This window comes from Pseudoroseicyclus tamaricis (assembly GCF_012070395.1).
Lineage (GTDB): Bacteria > Pseudomonadota > Alphaproteobacteria > Rhodobacterales > Rhodobacteraceae > Pseudoroseicyclus_A > Pseudoroseicyclus_A tamaricis.
In genome coordinates this window covers 236,812-258,684 of sequence record NZ_JAAFYS010000002.1, presented here as the reverse complement: position 1 = coordinate 258,684, position 21,873 = coordinate 236,812, and the positions used below count along the sequence as shown (strand labels likewise).

General features: G+C 69.3%; 19 protein-coding genes and 2 tRNA genes. 13 read left to right on the top strand and 8 right to left on the bottom strand.

The features are described 5' to 3' along the window. Positions 1-512 precede the first annotated feature (512 nt). A complete protein-coding gene (locus tag GY170_RS07580) occupies positions 513-1,895 on the top strand; it encodes a glycoside hydrolase family 16 protein (protein ID WP_163891678.1) in 1,383 nt (460 codons plus the stop codon). A 191-nt stretch (positions 1,896-2,086) separates the two neighbouring features. Here GY170_RS07580 and GY170_RS07575 read toward each other — a convergent pair whose 3' ends face one another. Then, entirely contained in the window at positions 2,087-3,022 is a 936-nt protein-coding gene (locus tag GY170_RS07575; protein WP_167803305.1) for a LysR family transcriptional regulator, read from the bottom strand. A 114-nt stretch (positions 3,023-3,136) separates the two neighbouring features. Between GY170_RS07575 and GY170_RS07570 the strand changes: the two genes are divergently transcribed. From GY170_RS07570 to GY170_RS07540, 7 genes are all read left to right on the top strand, one after another. Beyond that, on the top strand, positions 3,137-3,994 hold the full coding sequence (locus GY170_RS07570; RefSeq protein WP_163891676.1) for an NmrA family NAD(P)-binding protein: 858 nt from the start codon (positions 3,137-3,139) through the stop codon (positions 3,992-3,994). Positions 3,995-4,134: 140 nt separating this feature from the next. Next, positions 4,135-4,554, top strand: a complete 420-nt coding sequence (locus GY170_RS07565) for a VOC family protein (RefSeq protein ID WP_163891674.1) — start codon at positions 4,135-4,137, stop codon at positions 4,552-4,554. Between the two features lie 343 nt (positions 4,555-4,897). Beyond that, positions 4,898-5,341, top strand: a complete 444-nt coding sequence (locus tag GY170_RS07560) for a hypothetical protein (protein WP_163891672.1) — start codon at positions 4,898-4,900, stop codon at positions 5,339-5,341. A 39-nt stretch (positions 5,342-5,380) separates the two neighbouring features. Beyond that, positions 5,381-5,746, top strand: a complete 366-nt coding sequence (locus tag GY170_RS07555; protein ID WP_163891670.1) for a YciI family protein — start codon at positions 5,381-5,383, stop codon at positions 5,744-5,746. Further along, positions 5,743-6,993, top strand: a complete 1,251-nt coding sequence (locus GY170_RS07550) for an RNA polymerase sigma factor (protein WP_163891668.1) — start codon at positions 5,743-5,745, stop codon at positions 6,991-6,993. The genes GY170_RS07555 and GY170_RS07550 overlap by 4 nt, the downstream gene beginning before the upstream one ends. 484 nt (positions 6,994-7,477) lie before the next feature. After that, complete coding sequence (locus tag GY170_RS07545; RefSeq protein ID WP_163891665.1) at positions 7,478-8,791, top strand: MATE family efflux transporter; 1,314 nt, start codon at positions 7,478-7,480, stop codon at positions 8,789-8,791. Continuing rightward, on the top strand, positions 8,788-9,264 hold the full coding sequence (locus GY170_RS07540) for a glyoxalase superfamily protein (RefSeq protein ID WP_163891663.1): 477 nt from the start codon (positions 8,788-8,790) through the stop codon (positions 9,262-9,264). Before GY170_RS07545 ends, GY170_RS07540 begins: the two co-directional genes overlap by 4 nt. A 309-nt stretch (positions 9,265-9,573) precedes the next feature. Here GY170_RS07540 and GY170_RS07535 read toward each other — a convergent pair. Beyond that, a tRNA-Leu gene (locus GY170_RS07535) sits at positions 9,574-9,658 on the bottom strand. Positions 9,659-9,845: 187 nt separating this feature from the next. Between GY170_RS07535 and GY170_RS07530 the strand changes: the two genes are divergently transcribed. Beyond that, a complete protein-coding gene (locus GY170_RS07530) occupies positions 9,846-10,274 on the top strand; it encodes a Hint domain-containing protein (RefSeq protein WP_163893752.1) in 429 nt (142 codons plus the stop codon). Between the two features lie 36 nt (positions 10,275-10,310). Here GY170_RS07530 and GY170_RS07525 read toward each other — a convergent pair whose 3' ends face one another. After that, positions 10,311-12,143: an ABCB family ABC transporter ATP-binding protein/permease gene (locus GY170_RS07525; protein WP_163891660.1), complete on the bottom strand. Its 1,833-nt coding sequence runs from the start codon at positions 12,141-12,143 to the stop codon at positions 10,311-10,313. A 242-nt stretch (positions 12,144-12,385) separates the two neighbouring features. Between GY170_RS07525 and GY170_RS07520 the strand changes: the two genes are divergently transcribed. The 3 genes from GY170_RS07520 (at position 12,386) to GY170_RS07510 (ending at position 15,729) form a co-directional block, all read left to right on the top strand. Beyond that, a complete protein-coding gene (locus GY170_RS07520) occupies positions 12,386-14,428 on the top strand; it encodes an ASKHA domain-containing protein (RefSeq protein ID WP_163891659.1) in 2,043 nt (680 codons plus the stop codon). Positions 14,429-14,515: 87 nt separating this feature from the next. Further along, positions 14,516-14,589 (top strand) — tRNA-Gly (locus GY170_RS07515). Between the two features lie 108 nt (positions 14,590-14,697). Beyond that, positions 14,698-15,729 carry a fatty acid desaturase gene (locus GY170_RS07510; protein WP_163891657.1) on the top strand — a complete coding sequence of 344 codons (1,032 nt, stop codon included), beginning with the start codon at positions 14,698-14,700 and terminating at the stop codon, positions 15,727-15,729. Between the two features lie 184 nt (positions 15,730-15,913). Here the strand turns inward: GY170_RS07510 and pgi are convergent, their stop codons facing one another. The 4 genes from pgi to GY170_RS07490 all read right to left on the bottom strand — a co-directional run bounded on the left by pgi (position 15,914) and on the right by GY170_RS07490 (position 20,055). Continuing rightward, the gene (gene pgi / locus GY170_RS07505; protein WP_163891655.1) at positions 15,914-17,518 is read right to left on the bottom strand and encodes a glucose-6-phosphate isomerase; all 1,605 of its coding nucleotides are present in this window, start codon (positions 17,516-17,518) and stop codon (positions 15,914-15,916) included. A 100-nt stretch (positions 17,519-17,618) separates the two neighbouring features. Further along, on the bottom strand, positions 17,619-18,290 hold the full coding sequence (gene pgl, locus GY170_RS07500; RefSeq protein WP_163891653.1) for a 6-phosphogluconolactonase: 672 nt from the start codon (positions 18,288-18,290) through the stop codon (positions 17,619-17,621). Between the two features lie 4 nt (positions 18,291-18,294). After that, positions 18,295-19,752 (bottom strand): glucose-6-phosphate dehydrogenase, encoded by a 1,458-nt coding sequence (gene zwf / locus GY170_RS07495; RefSeq protein ID WP_163891651.1) that lies wholly within the window; start codon positions 19,750-19,752, stop codon positions 18,295-18,297. Positions 19,753-19,848: 96 nt separating this feature from the next. Beyond that, complete coding sequence (locus GY170_RS07490) at positions 19,849-20,055, bottom strand: hypothetical protein (RefSeq protein ID WP_163891649.1); 207 nt, start codon at positions 20,053-20,055, stop codon at positions 19,849-19,851. Between the two features lie 93 nt (positions 20,056-20,148). Between GY170_RS07490 and GY170_RS07485 the strand changes: the two genes are divergently transcribed. Further along, positions 20,149-20,967: a LysR family transcriptional regulator gene (locus tag GY170_RS07485; protein WP_163891647.1), complete on the top strand. Its 819-nt coding sequence runs from the start codon at positions 20,149-20,151 to the stop codon at positions 20,965-20,967. Positions 20,968-21,208: 241 nt separating this feature from the next. On the opposite strand, the gene GY170_RS07480 is transcribed toward GY170_RS07485, so the two are convergent. Further along, positions 21,209-21,793, bottom strand: coding sequence for an HNH endonuclease (locus tag GY170_RS07480; protein WP_163891645.1), 585 nt, complete (start codon positions 21,791-21,793; stop codon positions 21,209-21,211). Positions 21,794-21,873: the final 80 nt, after the last annotated feature.

The following is a 21,873-nucleotide window of genomic DNA, read 5'->3' as shown; positions in this document are numbered from 1 at the left end:
CCGTCCTTCTACTCCAATCCATCGTGCGGGTGGAGGGACCTGCCCCCCAAGCCCTTGCGGCGCCGGAACCCCCGAGGTCACGCAGCTGCGCCAGCGACAGGCTTCTAGCCCGAAAACTCCGCCAGACATAGCGTGAACGAAGGGGATCCGTGCGAAACCCCGCCCGCGTCGTCGATGGCGGCTACCCGAGTCTGGCCCGAAGGTCCAGCCCAAGCCCCCGTTCGGCCGCTTTCGACCTTGCGGACAAGGCCCCGGCCGCTCCGGGCGCTCCTCTCACGGGGCTCCCCCCTGAGCGCGACGGAGCCTCGCGCCGACCACCCGAGGGGCATGGGCTCCAGTGTTGCCTCGCACCTCTTCCCCGGGACGCACCCCTAGGAGTTCGTGGACCCCCGGTGCCTAGACCTCCGCCTCACCGGATCGGCGCGGTTGGAAGGCGAGGTCAGGCGGGCGGCAGCGGCTGTTCGGCCCGGGCGCCCCCGATCGGCCGGCAGGTCTGTCAAGGAGTACCAGTGATGAAGATTGTCTACGAGAGTAACGGCCAACCGGTCGAGGACGGGCTGCGCATCGCCCGGGTGTCCGAGCTTGGAACGAAGCTCGAGGTAATGACGCGCGACGAGCCCCCGGCCTTCGAGCCCGTCGTGCTGGACGCGCCAGAGGTCCTGCCGTGGGAACGGCTCCAGAAGCCGAAGCTGCTCGCGCCGGACATCGTTCTCGCCCCGCCCGGGCAGGCCATCGTCTACATCCCCGTCGACACCGACCGCGACATCGACGCGACCTGCTACCTCGGCCATGGCGTGAAGAACATCTCCGGCGGCGGCATCAACGTCGGCGACTGGCCGTCCCAGCAGGCCTTCTTTCCCGATCCCAGGCCGGTCTGGCGCCCCGGGGACGACCGCCGTCACTACATTAAGGTGAACGTCCACACCGGCGGGCGCGCGGCGGGCAATTCCTTTCACGTGATCCTCAAGCCGCGCGGCTTCGCCAGCGAGACCGACGTCTGGGTGAAGGTCAGGTTCGAGGACGGCGCCGTCAACGAGCTGCCGGCGGAGCTGCCGATTCACCGCGGCGCCTATTGCTTCGACGTCAGCGGCGTGACGCCGCGCGCGCGCCTCGATCCGCAGACGATGGCGCATGCGCCGAACGGGGTGGCCGCGGACGGCACCGCCGTGTGGGAGAGCCGCCTGCCCCATGGCCGCACGCAGAGCGACAACAAGGAACGCGGCCTCTACATGGACGACTCCTGCCCCGGCGCGGTGGATCCGATCACCAGGGGCGAGGATGCCACTGGCCCGTTCGTGCGCCTGCGCAGCCGCAAGCTGCCGGCCCCGGTGACCTACGATGGCCAGACCTTCCACTACCAGGCCGCCATGCTGAACGCCCGGCACATGCCGGAGTGGCGGGGCGCGACCGGCCTCTGGACGGCGCGCGTCAAGACGCCGAACCGCAAGCACTCCTGGCCGGCCTTCTGGATGATCGGCTGTGACGACGAGGGCCGCGGGCAGTGGCCGCCGGAGAACGACATCATGGAGCAGTTCAACTGGGGCACCGACTGGCCCATCGGCGAGATGACCAGCTTCGGGCAGCACGCCGGCCCGCGCGGCAAGAACTACCGCGAGGCCGTCTCGACGATCCGGATCGACGCGGATGTCGCGGGTGTGGTGGAGTATGCCAGCCTCATGACGCCGGACCTGATCTACTGGTTCATCGACGGCGCCGAGGTCGGCTGCCAGCGCAACATGCTCGATGACGGCGGGCAGCTCTTTCCCATGCTCAACGTCGCCGTGAGCGGCACCGTCGGCAGCGGCGACTACGCCGACGGCTCGGGCGACATGCTGATCTACGACGTGGCCAGCTACGACGTCGGCGAAGAGGTCCTCGGCGAGACCGGGGCCTGACACTCGCACCCCGGCCGGCACTCGTCTCCGCCCCTTGGCGGGCACGCGCGCCCCCTGCCGGGCCCATCGGAGCGACCGGACGCCCGCCGCAGATCTGCGGCGGGCGTCCACGCGTGAGACCCTCGATGCTGGAAATGTCAGGGCGCCGGGTGAGGCGCTCGGCGTCCCCGGAAGACCTGCCAGGCGGAGTACTAGGCTTGGTTTTGGTATCCCAAGGTGCCTGACGGAACTGTCTCTGAACGACAGATCTCGATGAAAGCGCGCAGGGGCCTAGGGGCGTGACGGCTTGGGTAATAGAGGCGAGGACCGGTGCGGGTGGGCCAGCGGTCCGGCAAAACCGGGATCAACGTGCCGGCCGCGAAGTCCCGCTCCAGCCAGCTGCGAAAGGTCGCGATGATGCCGATGCCGGCGCGGGCAAAGCTCAGGCCGGTGTCGATGGCGTTCACGCCGAGGATCAGGCGCGGGATCGGCTCGACCGTGATCGTCCTGCCATCCTCCACGAGCTGCCAGGGCAGGAGCGGGCCGGCCGGGAGGCGGTAGCGGATCGCCTGGTGTTCGGTCAGATCCCGCGGCGCCGCCGGCGTGCCGCGTGCCAGAAGGTAGTCCGGCGCGGCGGCGAGTGCGATTTGCTGCGTGCGCGGGCCCAGAGGCACCGACACCATGTCCTGCGCCAGGATCTCGTCGTAGCGGATGCCGGCATCGCAGCCTGCGGCCACGATGTCGACGACGCCGTTCTCGACCATGATCTCGACCTCCACCTCCGGGTGGCGGGCGTGGAACGCGGCGAGGATCGGCGGCAGCACGTCGGGCATGACGGCCCCGGGCACGTTCAGCCTGAGACGCCCGCGCACCCGGTCCGCGCCCTCCGCCGCCTCGGCGCGGGCGGCGTCGAGCCCGGCGAGAAGGGGACCGATCCGGTCCGCCAGCGCGCGGCCGGCATCGGTGGTCGAGACGCTGCGCGTCGTCCGCCGCAGGAGCGGCACGCCCAAGGCCGCCTCCATCCGCGCGACCGTGGTGCTGATCTTCGAGGGCGCGAGGCCGAGCCGCCTTGAGGCGGCGCGAAAGCCCCCCTCGCGGACGACGGTGTGGAAGATCGCGAGGTCGTCGAGGGAGCCGCTGTTCTGCATGGAGAACACCATATTCGAAATCTGACCTGTAGTCACCGGCATCAAGAACAGCCAGATCCCTGTCACGGCGGCGCTGGATGGACCAGCCCGCCGCACTGCTCAGAGGAGACCGATATGCTTATCGTCACAGGCGCGACCGGACATCTCGGAAAGGACATTGTCCGCTTTCTCTCGACCCGCCGACCGGTCGGGCAGATCGTCGGCAGCGTGCGCGATCCGGGAAAGGCCGCCGGCCTCGCCGATCTCGGTGTCGAAGTCCGTCACGGCGACTTCGCAAAGCCCGAAACCCTTCAAGCTGCGTTCGCCGGCGGGGCGCAGGTCCTGATCGTATCGGCCGACAAGCTCGGCGACGAGGCACGCGCCCTGCATCGCGCCGCGATCGATGCGGCCAGGGCCGCAAGCGCAGGGCGCATTCTCTATACCAGCCACATGGGCGCGCGGCCGGGTTCGTCCTTCTCGCCGGCTGCGCAGCACTGGGAGACCGAGCGGGATCTCGAGGCCAGCGGCGTGTCCTTCACCTCTCTTCGCCACGGCTTCTATGCCGAAAGCTGCCTGCACATGATCGGCGATGGACTGAAGAGCGGCGAGCTGCGGGTGCCCGCGGACGGGCCGGTGAGCTGGACCGCGCGGGCGGACCTTGCCGAGGCGGACGCCGCGATCCTGGCATCGGACGGGGAGTGGGACGGTATCACTCCGCCCCTGACCGCAACCGCGGCTGTGACGATGGCCGAGATCGCCGCGATGGCCTCCGAGGTCCTCGGGCACGAGGTGCGCCACACCGTCCTCTCCGACGAGGACTGGGTGAACGAGAGGATCTCCGCCGGGATCCCGAAGATCTACGCCGAGATGCTCCTGGGAACCTTTCGCGCCGCCCGCGACGGCGACTTCGCCGCCACCGACCCGACGCTCACCCGCCTTCTCGGCCGCGACCCGGTGCCGATGCGGGACGTGCTGGCCTCAGCGGCGCTCTGAGGAGGTCGCGGGCGGTCCGGCGGATCGGAAGCCTTGATGCCACCATTCGTGGCGGCAATCGCTCGACCACGTCCAGTGCCCGGAGAGCGATCATCCAACGTCCATTGACGGACAAACTCATCAACACGGAAATCGAAGACATGACACAGACCATCGCCCTCTCCGGCCTTCACCATGTAGGCGCCACCGTGAGCGACCTCGACGCAAGCATCGCCTGGTATCGCGAGACGCTCGGTTTCGAGCTGCTCTCCACCTACGGCTGGCCCGGCGTGCGGGCGGCCTTCATCGGTCGCGGGGACATCCGGATCGAGCTCTTCCAGGACGAGGCGGCCGCGCCAATGAGCGACGACCGGCGCCGCCCCGACACGAACCTCCGGATCGGCGGGATCGGGCATCTGGCGCTGGCCGTGGCCGATCTCAACGCGGCGGTCGCCGAACTGCGGGACCGGCAGGTGGAGATCGTCGCCCCGCCCCGCGACGTTCCCGACGGCAGCGGAGCGCGCTTCGCCTTCATCCGCGACAACGAGGGGATGCTCGTGGAGTTGTTCCAGCCGGGATGAGTGCGGAGCGTTCCACGCCCTGATTTCGATGGTGCATGGGCCGATCGCTTCTTCGATGTTGTCTTGTCCAGACATGTCGAGACCTGACTTTGCTTTCTGGCTTGCGGCAGTCGCTCCGAGCACGGTTTCTTTCAGTGCGACGCTCAATGTGCCCGAGCAGGTGCACCGCGCAGGTTGCACGTCATCCATTATGTCTGCGCGACCTTGGTGCGACGCATCGAATAGGAGCCGCAGGCATCTGGGTGAGAGAAATTCACCCAGTTTGTCGAAATTGTCCGAGCCAAGGTGTCATTGCGTCAGAAGCCGCCATTCCGGCGTCCTTTCTGAACGCAAGGAGATACCGATGCCCGCCCTTTCCCTTTCCCCGCGTGCCTTGCACGCCCCGCTTTGGCTCTCGGTCGCCGCAGTTGGCGGAGTGGCTTGGAACCTCTTCGGAGTTGCCCAATTTGTCGGCTCCACCACCGCGACGGCCGAGAGCCTTTTGGCCGCGGGGCTCACGCCCGAACAGGCCGATGTAATGATGGGTTATCCAGGCTGGATGACGTTCGCCTTCGGCATCGGGGTCGTCAGCGGTCTCCTGGGGAGCGTCCTTCTCCTCTTCCGGCACGCGCTGGCGCAGCCGGTGCTCGCCGCCTCGCTCTTGGCCTATGTCGCGCTCTGGGTCGGCGATGCCATCCACGGAGTCTTCGCTGCCATCGGCGCGCCGCAGATCGTCATCATCACCTTCGTCGTCGCTGTCGCAGCCGCGCTTTTCGCGACGAGCCGCCATCCTGATGCGCGTACCTGACACCGGGCTGTGCTAATTCACACAACGAGGAGAAGACACATGCAGTTCATGCTGATTCTCAACGAGACGCCTGAGGATTTCGCCCGCCGGGCCGACCCCGACCAGGCGCAGGAATACTGGGGCGGCTGGAATGCCTTCATCGGCGCCATGGCGCAGGCCGGCGTCATCGTGAAGGGAGATGGTCTCCAGGGGCCTGCGATGGCGACCACGTTGCGTATCCGAGACGGCAAACGCCGGGTGGAAGACGGCCCCTTTGCCGAAACCAAGGAGCAGCTCGGCGGCTATTTCGTGATCGAGGCCCCGGATCTCGATGCCGCACTCGACTGGGCGGCTCAGGCGCCCTCTGCGCACTCGGCCTCGGTGGAGGTGCGCCCGATCCTGCCGATGCCCGCGCCGCCCTCGTGAGCGCGGGCCCTGACAGCTCTGACACGGCCCGGATCGCCGAGGAGGCGGCCCGGGCCAGCTACGGCAAGCTCCTGGCGATCCTCGCGCACCGCTCGCGCGACATCGCGGCCGCCGAGGACGCGCTGTCGGAGCCTCTGGTTTCCGCGCTTTCTGCCGGGCCGCGGCGGGGGGTGCCCGCAAACCCGGAGGCGTGGCTTCTCACCGCCGCCCGCAACCGCCTGAAGAACGCCGCCCGCGCGGGTCATGTGCGCCGCTCGGCCGAGCCCGAGATCGCGTTGCGCGCTCTTCCCGATGACAGCGGTGACGACCTCCCCGACCCCCGCCTGCGACTTCTCTTCGTCTGTGCGCACCCCGCGATCGCCCCGGCGGCGCGCACGCCCCTCATGCTCCAGGCCGTCCTGGGGATCGATGCGGCGCGCATCGCGCAGGCCTTCCTCGTGGAACCTGCCGCAATGTCCCAGCGGCTCGTCCGCGCCAAGGCACGCATTCGCGATGCCGGGCTCAGGTTCGAACTGCCGGAGCCGGCGGACCTCGAGGAGCGGCTCGGCGCCGTGCTCGACGCGGTCTACGCGGCCTTCGGCCGGGGCTGGGACGACCTTGAGCGTCCCGAAGCGCCCGAATCCCTGACAAACGAGGCAATCTGGCTCGCCCGGCTCATCGTTGCCCTGATGCCTCAGGAGCCTGAGCCCAAGGGCCTCCTCGCCCTCATGATCTACTGCTCATCCCGCCGTGCGGCCAGACGCGATAAGGCGGGCGCGTTCGTGCCGCTCGACCGGCAGGATACCCGACTATGGGACCGAAGCATGATCATGGAGGCCGAGGGGCTCCTGATCCGCGCCGCGCAAACGGCGCGCTTTGGGCGGTTCCAGTGCGAGGCCGCAATCCAGTCGGTGCATGTCCAACGCCCGATGACCGGGCGGCTGAACCTCGACGCGCTGGCCACGCTCTACGATCTTCTCGTCGGTCACACCGATGGTATCGGCGCTCGCATCGACCAGGCGGTGGTGATGGCCGAACGAGGCGACGCGGCACGCGCGCTCACCGGACTCGACGCCCTGGCTGCGGACCGTGTGGCGCGGCACCAACCCTTCTTTGTCGCCCGCGCGCGCGTCGCCACGCTCGCAGGCCAGGCAGAGGAGGCCGACGCGAGCCTCGGGATGGCGCTGTCGCTCACCACGGACCCCGCCGTGGAAGCGCATCTTCACGACCTTCGGCGGCAGACTGCGACCAAAAGACTACGAAGCTGACGGCTTTCCAACGACAGTGGCAAGTCGGGCATTCATGCGAGACGCGGTAAACGTCCCATGCGCGACCATCCTGCCGAAGGCCTTTGCGAGTGGAGTGTAAATCAGGCGGCCGCAGCGAACGGCACGAAGCTCCGCAGAGCGGACCTTCATCGGGAACGGAACGCTTCGTGGCCGCGCCAATGGCAGCTTTGATGGCCACCCCGCACCTTGCCCAGTCGGGCACATCCGGGCTGGCATCGGCACGAAGCTGACCGCGATCTCCGGCTCGTCCGTGGCCTGCCACCCTCGTTGCGCGGCTTGTCGCGCTTGACGCGGCGGCCGGCGTGGGTGTAGCGGGCTCGCAGGTTGCCGGCACCTGCCGCCTGCGGGCGCAAGCCTTGGTGAAGCCGGCCTGACGACATCGCGATATCCTTTCTGGCGCGGTCCACTGATGGGCAATGCAGGCCCCCGTCTCGACAGGACCGCCAGAGCGGAGCGATGTGTCATGTCGGGCCCTATCCCGTCGACCGAAGACCCCTTTCTCGACCGCCCCGTGGGGCGCGTGTTCCTAACCACCGCGGTGCCCATGGCCGCGGTCCTCACCCTGTCCGGCCTGCACGGCGTGATCGACGCCGCCATCCTCGGCCGTGTGGTCGGCGCCGAAGCCGTTGCGGCCGTGGCGATGGTCTTTCCGGCGGCGATGGTTGCGGTGGCATTGTCGACGCTGGCCGGCGCCGGTGCGGCGAGCCTGATGGGCCGGGCGCTGGGAGGCGGTGACGTCAGGCAATCCCGGGCTGTCTTCGCCGCGGCCCAGACGCTGGCGCTGGCGCTGGGCGTGGTGGCGGCCGGGCTCCTTATCCTCGGCGGGGCCGCGCTGCTGCCCCACGATCCGATCGGTCGGATGGCCTGGGACTACCTCTGGATCACCTCTGTCGGCCTGCCGGTGCAGCTCCTCGGCGCCGCGTGGGGCGACGCGGCGCGGACGGAGGGCCGCGCGGGTGCGGTGGCCGGCATCATGCTGGCGGCGACGGCCGCGAACGGGACGTTGGATCTGTGGTTCGTCGCCGGTCTCGGCTGGGGCGTCGCCGGCTCGGCAGTTGCGACTGTGGCGGCGCAGGCGCTGGCCCTGGTCCTCGCGATCCGGGTGCGCGGATGCGCCCGGCCGGCCGGCGCACGGGCCGTTCTGGCACTGGCTCCGCGGATCGTGGCGCTGGGCCTGCCGGTGAGCCTTTCCTTCGTCGGCATGGCGCTGGTCTCGGCCGTCGTCCTCGCCGTGATCGGCGGCACGGCAGAGCCGCTGGCTGCCTATGGCGTGGTGAACCGCCTGCTGGCACTTGCCTTCCTGCCGGCAATGGCGATTGGACTCGCGGTGCAGACGGTCGCCGGGCGCAATGCCGGGGCCGGCCGCCAGGATCGCGTGCGCGCCGCCCTGCACATCGCGCTCTTGGCCGCCCTGGGCTGGGGCTTGATGGTGGAGGCGGCGGTCCAGCTTGCCCCCGTGCCGCTGGTGCGCCTGTTCGTGGCCGAGCCGGCGGTGGTGGCCGAGGCCGTGCGCCAGCTGCGCCTCACCGTCGCCGCCTGGTCGCTGGTTCCGCCGGTTCTGGCGGCTGCGATGTGGCTCCAGGCGCAAGGCCGAGCGGCGGAGGCGGCGGTGCTGACCCTGGCAAGGCCCTTTCTGGTGCTGCCAATGGGGATCGTCGCCTTCGCCTCGGTGGTCGGCCCGGAGGCGATCTGGCTGGCTTGGCCGGCGGCGAGCCTCCTTCTGGCAGGGCTTGCTTTCCTCGTCGTGTCGCGGCGCCCCGCGCTGGTGCCGGCATGAGCGCGGCGGCGATCGAAGCGGCCAAGACGGCGGCGCGTGCGCTGCGCGTGCGCCTCGCCGAGGCCGGCACGCTGGTGACCCATTCCGAGGCACTGGAGCAAGTCGCCCATGCCGCCGGTGCCCGGGACTGGAACGCTCACCGTGCCCGCCTCGCGGCGCTGCCCGAGGCGGTGGACCCGGCGGGCCTGCGGCCCGGCGACCGGGTCGCAGGCCGCTATCTCGACCGGCCCTTCATCGGGACGGTGGTGGGGGCCGCGGCCGAGGAGGCGGGAACTCGGCTCGCCATCCAGCTCGACGCGCCGCTCGACGTCTCGCGCTTCGCCCGGGTGCCGGTGGTCCGACGGCGCCTGCGCGGCGTCCTGTTGGCGGACGGGCGGACAATGGAGGCGACATCGGACGGGCTGCCGCACCTCGTTCTGACGCCTTTTCACGATACGCCAGATGGGCCGAAGGAGATTGCCCAAGCTTCATAGCGCCACGCCGCGAGAAGCGTCCCACGGCACTCGCTGATTGGCGGCGGGTATCGCCGACTGACGGACGAACTTCCGCTGTGGACCAAGCGCGGAAAGCTCCACCCGAGTCTCGAAGGGCCGCTAGGGGCCGATATCGACCGAACGGTTCTTCCAGAGTGAGGTAACGACCGTCAAGGCTGCCCGAGAACAGAAGCTGCCTCAGAACAGAGCAAGTCCAGAACGTGAATGTGCGAAACAAATTGCGAAACTTGGGGTGGCACCCGGCCTGAGCAGCCGCATAAAAGCAGAAATTTCCCTGTCTTTCGGGGTTGGTGCGGGTGGAGGGACTTGAACCCCCACGCCTTGCGGCGCCAGAACCTAAATCTGGTGCGTCTACCGGTTCCGCCACACCCGCCTGTCCCGGGCCGGGCGTCGCCCGGCCGAAACCTCAAACGATCTAGCAAAGGCCCGGGAGGGATGCGAGCCAAAAGGCACGGGGGCCGGCCGGCCGCCGCCCCAAAATTCGCCACATTCAGGGCAAAGATGGCGCAGCGTCCATGGATGGGGAGCCGATGCGCCAGGCCACGAGCCGGAGCGAAGCGATGCACGTCGCGCAAGGCGACGACGCTGCGGGGCTGCCCGCGGGGGCGCTCGTGCTGACTCTGGACGGCGAGGCCCCTATCGAGACCCTCGCGCCCGGCTCGCGGATCATCACCTTCGACAGCGGCATGGCCCGGCTGAAGGAGGTCTCGATGACCGAGCTGACGCACGCGCCCGTTTGCATCCGCGCCGGCTCCCTCGGCCATTTTCGGCCCGAAGCCGACGTGCTGCTCGGCGCCGGCACGCTGGTGCATCTGCGCGATTGGCGGGCGGAGGCGATCTTCGGCAATCCCGGCGCCGCCATCCCCGCGGCGCGGCTGGTGGAGGGGACGTTCATCACCCGCGAGGCGGAGCAAGCGATGCAGCTCTACCAGCTGCGCTTCGACCGGCCGCATATCATCTACGCCGCCGGCCTGCAGATCACGACCTGAGGCCCCGGCTGAAGCTCTGGATGAGGCCCCGCCCCCCTACTCCGCCGCCAGTGAGCCGACGTCCTGCGCCTGCCGGCTCCAGAGCGCGTTGTAGAGCCCGCTTCTGTCCAGAAGGTCGGCATGGGTGCCCGCCTCGGCGATCTCGCCCTCATCCAGCACGATGATCTGGTCGGCATCGGCGATGGTGGAGAGGCGGTGCGCGATGGAGATGACGGTGCGGCCGTGCCCCATCGCCTTCAGCTCTCCCTGGATCTCCCGCTCCGTTCCGGTGTCGAGCGCGCTGGTCGCCTCGTCGAGCAGCAGGATCGGCGGGTTCTTCAGGAGGGTTCGAGCGATGCCCACCCGCTGCTTCTCGCCGCCGGAGAGCTTCAGCCCCCGCTCGCCCACCTGCGTGTCGTAGCCCTCCGGCAGGCTCTCGATGAAGCGGTGGATGGAGGCGGCGCGGGCGACCGTCTCGATGTCGTGCTGGCTGGCGCCCTCGCGGCCATAGGCGATGTTGTAGCGGATGGTGTCGTTGAAGAGCACCGTGTCCTGCGGCACCACGCCAATGGCCTCGTGGAGGCTCTGCTGCGTGACCTCGCGCAGATCCTGCCCGTCGATGGTGATCCGCCCGCCGGTGACGTCATAGAAGCGGAAGAGCAGCCGCCCAATGGTGCTCTTGCCCGCCCCCGTGGCGCCGACGATGGCGAGCGTGCCGCCGGCCGGCACCTCGAAGGAGACACCCTTGAGGATCTGCCGCCCATCCCCGTAGCCGAACTCAACATCCTCAAACCGCAGGACACCCTGGCGGACCTGCAGCGCCGGGGCGCCGGGCTTGTCCTTCACTTCCGGCGGCTGGTCGAGCAGGCCGAACATGTCGGCCATGTCGATCAGCGCCTGCCGGATCTCCCGGTAGACGGTGCCGAGGAAGTTCAGCGGCATGGTGATCTGCAGCATGTAGGAATTGACGGCGACGAAATCGCCGACCGTCATGTCGCCCCGCTGCACGCCGATGGCGGCCATGACCATGACGACGACGAGCCCGGCGGTGATGAGGAAGCTCTGCCCGAAGTTGAGAAAGGCGAGCGATTGCTGCGTGCGCACCGCGGCCCTGGCATAGGCCTGCATCGCGATGTTGTAGCGACCGGCCTCCCGCGCCTCGGCGGAGAAGTATTTCACCGTCTCGAAGTTGAGGAGCGAGTCGATCGCCTTCTGGTTCGCGTCGGTGTCCTGGTCGTTCATCTCCTTGCGGATCTTCACGCGCAGCTCCGTCACCTTGAAGGTGAAGGCGGTGTAGAGCGCAATGACCACGGCGACGACGGCAAGGAACCACGCGTCGAACAGGACAGCCAGCACCACGGCGATCATGATCAGCTCGAGGATGAGCGGGCCGATGGAGAAGAGGACGAAGCGCAGCAGGAACTCCACCCCCTTCGTCCCCCGCTCGATGACGCGGGAGAGGCCGCCGGTGCGGCGGGTGATGTGGTAGCGCAGCGACAGCTGGTGGATGTGCTGGAACGTCTCCAGCGCCAGCAGGCGCAGCGCCCTTTGGCCAACCTTGGCGAAAATCACGTCGCGCACCTGCTGGAAACCGCTCGTGAAGAGCCGGGCGAGCCCGTAGGCCACCGTCAGCCCCACCGCGCCCCAGGCGACGAGCATGCCGGTGGAGGTCGCGTCGCCGGAGAGCGTGTCGACCGCCAGCTTGTAGACGAGGGGCGTGGCGACACTGATCAGCTTGTAGAGCAGGATCATGGCGAGCGAGGCGACGACGCGCACGCGCACCTCCGTCTCGCCCTTCGGCCAGAGATAGGGGATGACACGGCGGATCACCGCCCAGCCGTCGACGGGCTGCCCGGAGAGGTTGGCGTCTGTTTTCTGGAGCCGGCCCATGCCTCGCATGGGTGGGAAGGTAGGTGCGGGGGGCGGGGAATGGAAGATGGCGCTTCGATGGGCGGCGGCGGAGGGGGGCAGTCTGCCCCCCGGCTGGCTCCGCCAGCCCCCCCGAGGATACTTCGGGAAAAGCGAGGGGCGGGCCGGTGTTCCTGACGGGATCGGCAGGCGGGGTGCCGCTGGCGGGCGATTGCGGGCCGGCGCGCCGGTGCTTAGTGAGAGGCGCGCAGCAGGAGAACGTCATGTCCCAGGACCCCCTCGTCGTCTTCATGCCCTCCGGCAAGCGGGGGCGGGTGCCGGCCGGCACGAAGGTGCTGGCGGCGGCCCGGCAGCTGGGGGTGGACCTCGATTCCGTCTGCGGCGGGCGGGGCATCTGCTCCAAGTGTCAGGTGAGCCCCAGCTTCGGCGATTTCCCCAAGCTCGGCCTGACGGCGCGTGAGGGCGCGCTCTCCGGGATCAACGCCGTGGAGGAGCGCTATGACCGGGTGCGCGGGCTGAAGCCCGGCCGCCGGCTCGGCTGCCAGGCCGAGGTACAGGGCGACATGGTCATCGACGTGCCGCCGGAGAGCCAGGTCCACCGGCAGGTGGTCCGCAAGGCAGCCGACGCGCGCGCCATCGTCATGGACCCGGCGACGAAGCTCGCCTATGTCGAGGTCCCTGAGCCGGACATGCACGAGCCCTCGGGCGACTTTCAGCGCCTCGTAGAGGCGCTGCAGCGCGAATGGGGCGTCGAGCGTGTCACGGCCCCCCTGCCCCTCATGGCGCGCCTGCAGCCGGCGCTGCGGAAGGGCGGCTGGGCGGTGACCGTGGCGCTCCACAAGGGGCACCGGGACGAGGCGCACCGCATCCTCGACATCTGGCCCGGCTTCTACGAAGGGCGGCTCTACGGCCTCGCCATCGACCTCGGCTCCACCACCATCGCCGCGCACCTGACCGACCTGCGGGACGGCTCCGTCAAGGCCTCCGTCGGCGTCATGAATCCGCAGATCCGCTTCGGCGAGGATCTGATGTCCCGCGTCTCCTACTCGATGATGAACGAAGGCGGCGCCGCCGAGATGACCCGCGTCGTGCGTGCCGCGCTCTCCGAGCTCGCGGCCTCGCTGGCGGAGGAGGCGGGGATCACCCCGCGCGACATCCTCGAGGCGGTGATCGTCTGCAACCCGGTGATGCACCACCTGCTCCTCGGCATCGACCCGGTGGAGCTCGGCCAGGCGCCCTTCGCGCTCGCCACCTCCGAGTCGCTCTCGCTCGACGCTGCCGAGCTGGGGCTGACCGGCATGGCGGAGGCGGCGCGGCTGTTCCTGCTGCCCTGCATCGCCGGCCACGTGGGCGCCGATGCCGCCGGCGTGGCGCTGGCCGAGCGGCCGGACCGGGCGGAGGAGCTGACTCTGATCGTCGACGTCGGCACCAATGCCGAGATCCTGCTCGGCGACAAGGACGGCGTCCTCGCCTGCTCTTCCCCCACCGGGCCCGCCTTCGAGGGGGCGCAGATCTCCTCCGGCCAGCGCGCCGCGCCCGGCGCCATCGAGCGGGTGGAGATCGACGCGCAGACCAAGGAGCCGCGGTTCAAGGTGATCGGCTGCGACCTCTGGTCCGACGATCCGGGCTTCACCGAGGCTGTGGCCGCCACCGGCGTCACCGGCATCTGCGGCTCGGGCATCATCGAGGCTGTGGCGGAGATGCGGATGGCCGGCCTCCTCGACGCGCGCGGGCTCATCGGCTCCGCCGAGGCGACGGGGACGGCGCGGTCCGAGCCGCAGGGGCGCACGCATGGCTACCTGATTCATGACGGCAGTGCCGAGGGCGGCGCGAGGGTGCTGGTCACGCAGGGCGACATCCGCGCCATCCAGCTGGCCAAGAGCGCGCTTTATGCCGGCGCCCGGCTGCTGATGGACGAGCGCGGGGTGGAGAAAGTGGACAAGGTGGTGCTCGCGGGGGCCTTCGGGGCGCATATCTCGCCCAAGCACGCGATGGTGCTCGGCATGATCCCCGATGCGCCGCTGGAGAAGGTCACCTCCGCCGGGAACGCCGCCGGCACGGGCGCGCGGATCGCGCTCTGCAACGTCTCCGCCCGGGCGGAGATCGAGGCGCTGGCGCGCAAGATCGTCAAGGTCGAGACGGCCATCGCCCCGCGCTTCCAGGAGCATTTCGTGAACGCCAACGCGATTCCCCACGCGGTGGACCCCTTCCCCAACCTCGCCACCGTGGCGAGCCTGCCGAACGTCAACTTCAACGCCGGGGGCGGCGGCGGCGAGGGCGGCGGACGGCGGCGCCGCCGGGGCTGAGGGGCCGGGCGGAGGCCCACCCTGCCCGCCACGCCGCACGGACATTCTTGACGGCGCCCCGCGCCCGGCGTAGTCCACGCTCCTGCGGCGGGTATGATGTAATGGTAGCCTGTCAGCTTCCCAAGCTGAACGCGCGGGTTCGATTCCCGCTACCCGCTCCACTCCCCTTTCCAGACTGATCAGGGCAGCGCGCCTTGCCGCCGGGCAAGGAATTGCATTCCCCCTCCGGCCTCGATTAACCTTTCGCCGAAAGGCCCGAGGACAGACCCATGACCGACGTTCAGGAAGCCCAGGAGCGCGCCCTCCGCGAATTCACGCGGCAATGGTGCGAGCGGGACAATCGCATCGCCGCCCTCTCCTACTTCGGCAACCTCATCGCTTATTTCGCGACCTTCTTCGCCGCCGTCTGGGCGGCGCTGGAGGGGGCGTGGTGGCTGGTGGCGGCAATAGTCGTCGTCAACGCCTTCGCCGCCGTCCGCCTCTACGTGCTGGAGCATGACTGCGGCCATTACACGCTCTTCGAGACGCGCCGGCAAAACGACATCGCCGGCATCGCGCTGAGCTTTTTCACGCTGACGCCCTACCGGGCCATGCAGTACAACCACAATCGCCACCACGCGCACCTTGGCAACCTCGACATGCGCGATACCGGCGAGATCTACACGATGACCGTGCGCGAGTGGGAGGAGGCCGGCCCCCTCAAGCGGATCGCCTACCGCACGCTCCGCAACCCGCTCTTCCTGCTGCCCATCGGCGGCACGCTCACCTATGCCCTCCGCTACCGCTGGCCCAAGAACACCATGAAGGTCGGCTGGAAGGGCGTGATGGTGCAGAACCTCGGGCTGGCGATCTGGCTCGGCTTCATCTGGTGGGTGAGCGGCTGGACCGGCCTTGCCGTCTACGGGATGACGGTGGTGGTGGCGGCGGTGCTCGGCGTCGCGCAGGTCTACCTGCAGCACAATTTCGAGCACACCTACTGGGACCGCAAGCCGACGCTGAAGCCGCGCATCGCCGCGCTGAAGGGCTCCTCAGCGCTCGATTTCGGCCATTGGTGGGATATCGCCACGGCGAACATCGCCTATCACGACATCCACCACTTCAACGCCAACGTCCCCTCCTACCGCCTGCGCAAGTGCCACCTCGCGGCGCGCGAGCAGTTCCACCTGCCGACGATCGAGCCGCGCGAGGCGCTCTACTGCTTCACGCTGAAGCTCTGGGACGAGGACAAGAAGGTGCTGGTGCCCTTCCCCAACTCCGTCTGGGAGCGGGCTCGCCCCTCCGGCGGGCAGGCCGCCGCCTGAGCGCCGACAGGCGGGGGGCGCTGCCCCCCGCACCCCCCGGGATATTTGACGAAAAGCGAGGGGGGCGCCGGGATGTCGGCGCCCCTCTTTGCATTTCGCTGGCGGTTCGAGAATTGAGAGTACGGGACCAGGGGCCCGACCCCCGGGGCCCCCGGCATATTTGGGGCCAGATGAAGGGCCCCGGTCAGGTACCGTTCTTGCGCAGGAAAGTGACGAGCCCGGCCGTCGAGCCATCCTTGCCCGCCGGCTCTTCCTTGCCCTCGACGATGGGCTGCAGGGCTGTCGCAAGCTCCTTGCCCAGCTCCACGCCCCACTGGTCGTAGGAGTTGATGCCGAGGATGGTGCCTTCCACGAACACCCGGTGCTCGTAGAGCGCCACGATCTGGCCCAGCATCTCCGGCGTCAGCTTCGGGTAGGCGAGCGTGGTGGAGGGGCGGTTGCCGGGGAAGACGCGGTGGGCGGCCTGACGCTCCAGCTCGTCGCCCTCGAACTTGGCCGCAACCTTCTCGCGCGCCTCGTCCAGCGTGCGGCCCTTCATCAGCGCCTCGGACTGGGCGAGGCAGTTGGCCACCAGAAGCTGGTGCTGATGGTGCAGCTCCTCCTCGTGGCCCTCGGCGGCGATGAGGAACTCAGCCGGCACGACGCGGGTGCCCTGGTGGATGAGCTGGTAGAAGGCGTGCTGGCCGTTGGTGCCCGGCTCGCCCCAGACGATGGGGCCGCTGTCGGTCGTCAGCGGCTTGCCGTCCATGCCGACGCTCTTGCCGTTCGATTCCATCTCCAGCTGCTGCAGGTAGGCCGGCAGCCGGCCAAGACGGTTGTCATAGGGCAGGACGGCCCGCGTGGCGTGGCCGCAGATCTGGTTGTGCCAGATGCCGACGAGCGCGAGGAGCGCCGGCATGTTCTCGTGCCACTCGGCGGCGCGGAAGTGCCGGTCCATCGCCTGCCCGCCGCGCAGGAAGGCGCGGAAGGCCTCGGGCCCGATGGCGATCATCAGGCTGAGGCCGATCGGCCCCCACATGGAATAGCGGCCGCCGACCCAGTCCTCGAAGCCGAAGACGCGGGCGGGGTCGATGCCGAAGTCCGACGTCTTGTCGACGGCCGAGGAGAGCGCGGCGAACTGCGCCGCCGGCTCGCTCACCGTCTCGCCCATCCAGGCGCGGGCGGTGCGGGCGTTGGTCATCGTCTCGATGGTCGTGAAGGTCTTGGAGGCGACGATGACCAGCGTCGTTGCCGGATCGCAGGCGCGCAGCACCTCGGCGATGTCGCCGGGGTCGACGTTGGAGACGAAGTGGCAGCGCGGGCCGTCGGCATAAGGCGACAGGGCGCGGTAGCCCATGGCGGGGCCGAGGTCGGAGCCGCCGATGCCGATGTTGACGACATCGGTGATCTTGCCGCCCTGCCCCGCATAGGCGCCGGAGCGGACATCACCCGCGAAGGCCTCCATGCGCGAGAGCACCTCGTGGACGCCGGGTATGACGTCCTGCCCGTCCACAATCACCGCGTCGCCGTCGAGGTTGCGCAGCGCGGTGTGCAGCACCGCCCGCCCTTCGGTCTCGTTGATCTTCGCGCCGGAGAACATGGCGTCGCGCCGCTCGGCGACCTTCGCCTTGTCCAGAAGGTCGATCAGCAGGCCGAGGCCGGCGGCGTCGATGTTGGTCTTCGAGTAATCAAAGAGCATGTCCAGCGCGGTGAGGGAGAAGGTCTCCGCCCGGGCCTCGTCGGCCCCGAACAGTCTCTCGATCCGCCGCCCGGCGACCGCCTCGTGATGGGCCTTCAGTTCATCCCACATGGGGTCTCTCCTGTTCGCTCGTGGCCTCGCGCGCCGGATCGCGGGCGGGCCGGGGTGGGTGGGCGGGAGGCCCGGCCGCGATCCGGCCCTCTCCGCCGGCTCAGTCTTCGGCCCAGTGGACGACGGTTCCGCGAAGGATCGCCGCCACAGGCGCCTCGTCCGCGCTCATGTGGCGCGCCTTCTCCAGCGCCTCGCGCTTGGCGGCGCCGCGGATGAGGATGTGCCGGTTCATCGCGTCGTTCAGCACCCGGGCGGTCAGCGTGATCCGCGGCTCCGGCGCGCCCGGCGCGCGCATCGGCAGCAGCGTCGCCTTGCCGTGCAGCGCCTCCTCCAGCCGGTCGGCGCCGGGGAAGATGGAGGCGGTGTGCATGTCCTCACCCATGCCGAGCACGACGGAGGTGAGCGGCAGCGCCGCCTCAACCGCCTCGATCAGGGCGGGCAGCCCCTCCTCCGGTGTCTCGGTATCGGCGCGCAGCTGCACGAGGTTGGCCGCCGCGGCCCGGCCCGTCAGCAGCCGCTTGCGCAGCAGCCTTGTGTTCGAACGGGGCGAATCCTCGCCCACCCAGCGCTCGTCGGTAAGCATCACGTCGACGCGCCCCCAGTCGAGCTGGGTATCCGACAGCGCATCGAAGGCCGGCCCGGGGGTGGTGCCGCCGGGCACGGCGACAGAGACGCGGTCATTCTGCTCCAGCCCGCGGCGCAGCTCGCTGGCCAGCCGGTCGGCAAGAGAGATCATCATGATCTCGACGTCGGGATAGGTCACGAGTTCCATGTCTTCAGGCCTTGATGTCGCGCCAGCGACGGTTGTCGCGATGCAGCAGCATGGCGGAATCGTCGGGGCCGGCGGTGCCGGGCTCGTAGAGCTTGGGCACGTCGCCCCGCGCCTCCCACCCGGCGATGATCGGATCGGTCCAGGCCCAGGCGGCCTCGACCTCGTCGCCGCGCATGAAGAGCGTCTGGTTGCCGCGGAAGACATCCATGATCAGCCGCTCGTAGGCGTCGGGGACGTCCTCGGCCTCCGGCCCAAGGGCATCGGCGAAGGTCATGTCCAGCGGCACGTCGATCAGGCGCATCCCCCCCGGCCCCGGCTCCTTGATGGTCACCTGCAGGTCGATCCCCTCGTTGGGCTGCAGGCGGATGACGAGGATGTTGCGGTGGCGCTTCTCGTCGCCCTCGAAGATCGAATGGCCGAGATCCTGGAAGACGACGGCGATCTCGGAGGTGCGCGCCTTCAGCTTCTTGCCGGTGCGCAGGTAGAAGGGCACGCCGGCCCACCGCCAGTTGTTGATATGGCAGCGCAGCGCCACGAAGCTCTCGGTGAAGCTGCGCGGATCACCGGCATCCTCGCGGTAGCCCGGCTCGCCCTCGGTGCCCTGGTCGTACTGGCCACGGACGAGATGGTGGTAATCCACCGGCTGCAGGGCGCGGATGACCTTGAGCTTCTCGTCGCGCACCGCGTCGGCCTCGTACATCGCCGGCGGCTCCATGGCGATGAGGCAGAGCAGCTGCATCAGGTGGTTCTGCACCATGTCCCGCATGGCGCCGGACTTGTCGTAATAGGCGCCGCGCCCCTCCACGCCCACCGTCTCGGCGACGGTGATCTGGATGTGGTCGATATAGTGGTTGTTCCACAGCGGCTCGAAGAGGACGTTCCCGAAGCGGATCGCCATCAGGTTCTGCACCGTCTCCTTGCCGAGATAATGGTCGATCCGGTAGATCTGGTGCTCGTCGAAATGGCTGCGCAGCGTCTCGTTGAGCTCGCGGGCCGAGGCGAGATCCCGCCCGAACGGCTTCTCCACCACGATGCGGCTGTCATCATCCGCCACGCCGTGGCGGTGCAGCCGTTCGGCCAGCGCGCCGAAGAGCGACGGGCCGACGGAGAAGTAGAAGGCCCGGATGACGCCGTCGCGCATCAGGGCGGAGAGATCCTCCCACCCCTCGTCGCCGGCGGCATCGACGCGCACGTAGTGCAGCCGGCCGAGGAAGGCGTCGAGGTTGGTCTTGTCGTCCTTCTCGTCGCCGCCGAACTCGGCAATCGCGTCAGAGACGATCTGCCGGTACTCCTCGTCCGTATGCTCGGAGCGGGCGGAGCCGATGATGCGCGATTCCTCGGGCATGGTCCCGGCGCGGAAGCGGCGGAAGAGGCCGGGAAGGATCTTGCGGCGGGCGAGATCGCCCGTGCCGCCGAAGATGACGAGGTCGAACGGGTCGACGGGAATGACGCGAGATACCATGCGAACTCCGGGCGTGCGCGCGGCCCGGGCCGGCGGCCTCGGGCAACGCTTCGTTAGCGCTAGCGGGGCCCTGATACGGGCGACGTCCCTGCCCGTCTAGCACTGGCCCTTCGGGAGGTGGATTTCAACCCGTGGCCGCGCCCTCTGCCCCGATATGAGGCGCCGAAGCCGGCGATAGAGCCCAATCCTGCGGCGGCGGCCGGCGTTGCGACGCTCGCGGGCGATGCGGCGTTCGATGATCTCCCGCTCCGTGAGCGGGTCGTTGGTGGGCGGCTTCGGGATGGTGACGGGAAGGATGGTCATGGCGGGCCCTCTCATTTTTGATAGGATGAGGGGGAAGCTAGCCAGCCTGGCGACACGTTATCAGCCGCGAATGCCGCAACAGGACTTGCAGGAATGGAACGATACTCGCTTGACGACCTGCGCCTCTTCGTGGCCGTCGCGGATGCCGGCGGCCTCGCGGGGGCCTCGCGGAGCACCGGCACGAGCCTCGCCACACTCTCGCGCCGGATGACGGCGCTGGAGCGGGCCCTCTCCCGCCGCCTCTTCGTGCGCGGCAAGCGCGGTTATGCGCTCACCGCCGAGGGGCGGGCGCTTCTGGAGGAGGCGGCGGCGCTCCGCGACGCGGCCCAGAGGCTCGACCGCTGGGCCGCGGCGGAGAGCCCCGCCCCTCGCGTGCGCATCACCGCCGGCTCATGGACGGCGCGGTACGTGGCGCGGGGTCTCGCGGGGCGCTGGAGCGCGGGGGCGGGCTGGGTGCCGGAGCTGCTGGCCTCGAACGCGCGGGTGGATATCGCCCGGCGCGAGGCGGATATCGGCATCCGCAACCGCAGGCCTGAGCAGAGCTGGCTGGCCGGAAAGGTCACGCGGCGAGTGGGTTACGCGGTCTATGCGGCCTCGGCCGATGTGCCCGGCTTCATCGCCCTGCCGGAGGGCACGGCGACCACGCCGTCGGACCGCTGGGTGAAGGCGAACCATGGCGGCGAGATCCTGACCTCCGTCTCCGACATCCCGCTGGGGCTCGATCTGGCGCTGGCGGGGATGGGGCGGATCGTGCTGCCGTGCTTCGTGGGCGATGGTGAGCCGGGGCTGCAGCGCCAGTCGGACGAGATCGCCGAGATCGGCCATGACGAATGGCTCGTCACCCACCACGAGGCCCGCCACGACCCGCCAGTGCGCCGTGCCATCGAGATGGTGGAGGCGATACTGGTTTAGGGAGTAGGGCAGCCCTGGCCTGCAACATGCGCCCACGTCTCACGCCGGCCCGTGGGGTGGCGCTCCTGTGGCGCCGCTGGTGTGCTTTATGCCGCCACACCCTTCCCGGCGGTGGGCTAGGCGCTGCCTTCACCAGAGCGCCAGCCCGTGGGGACGGGCCGGCGCTCGCGCGCCGGCCTGCGGCCTTGATTCCGCGCGGTGGGAAGGAGCGGCAGCGGAGCGAATGAGGTCCAGACGGCCCTCAGGCCTCCAGCTCGGCATCCCAATAGAGGAAATCCAGCCAGCTCTCGTGCAGGTGCCCCGGCGGGAACTTGCGGCCCTGGTTGCGCAGCTCTTCCGCGCCCGGCTGGCGCGGGGGCTTGCGCAGGCCCATGCCGCTCTGGCGCAGGCTCTTGGAGCCCTTGCGCAGGTTGCAGCTGCCGCAGGCGGCGACGACGTTCTCCCAGCTCGTCACGCCGCCGCGGGCGCGGGGCACGACGTGGTCAAAGGTCAGGTCGCCCCGGCTGCCGCAGTACTGGCAGCGAAATTCGTCCCTCAGAAAAAGATTGAAGCGCGTGAAAGCCACGCGCTTCTGGGGTTTGACGTAATCTTTCAAAACGACGACCGAGGGGATCTTGAGCGAGGTCGACGGACTTCGAACCCTCTCATCGTACTCGGCGACGATATCGACCCTGTCGAGCCACACCGCCTTCACCGCCTCCTGCCACGGCCAGAGGGAAAGGGGGTAGTAGCTCAGCGGGCGATAATCGGCATTGAGGACGAGCGCGGGATGCTGCTTCAGCGCGCCGGGGCTGCGGACGAAGTTGGTTCTGAACTCCACATCCATGTCACGCACCCCTTCTGACCGCCTGACTGCGCTCACTCCGCCGGGGGGCGTCGCGGCCCGTCAGTGGGACTATATCTGGC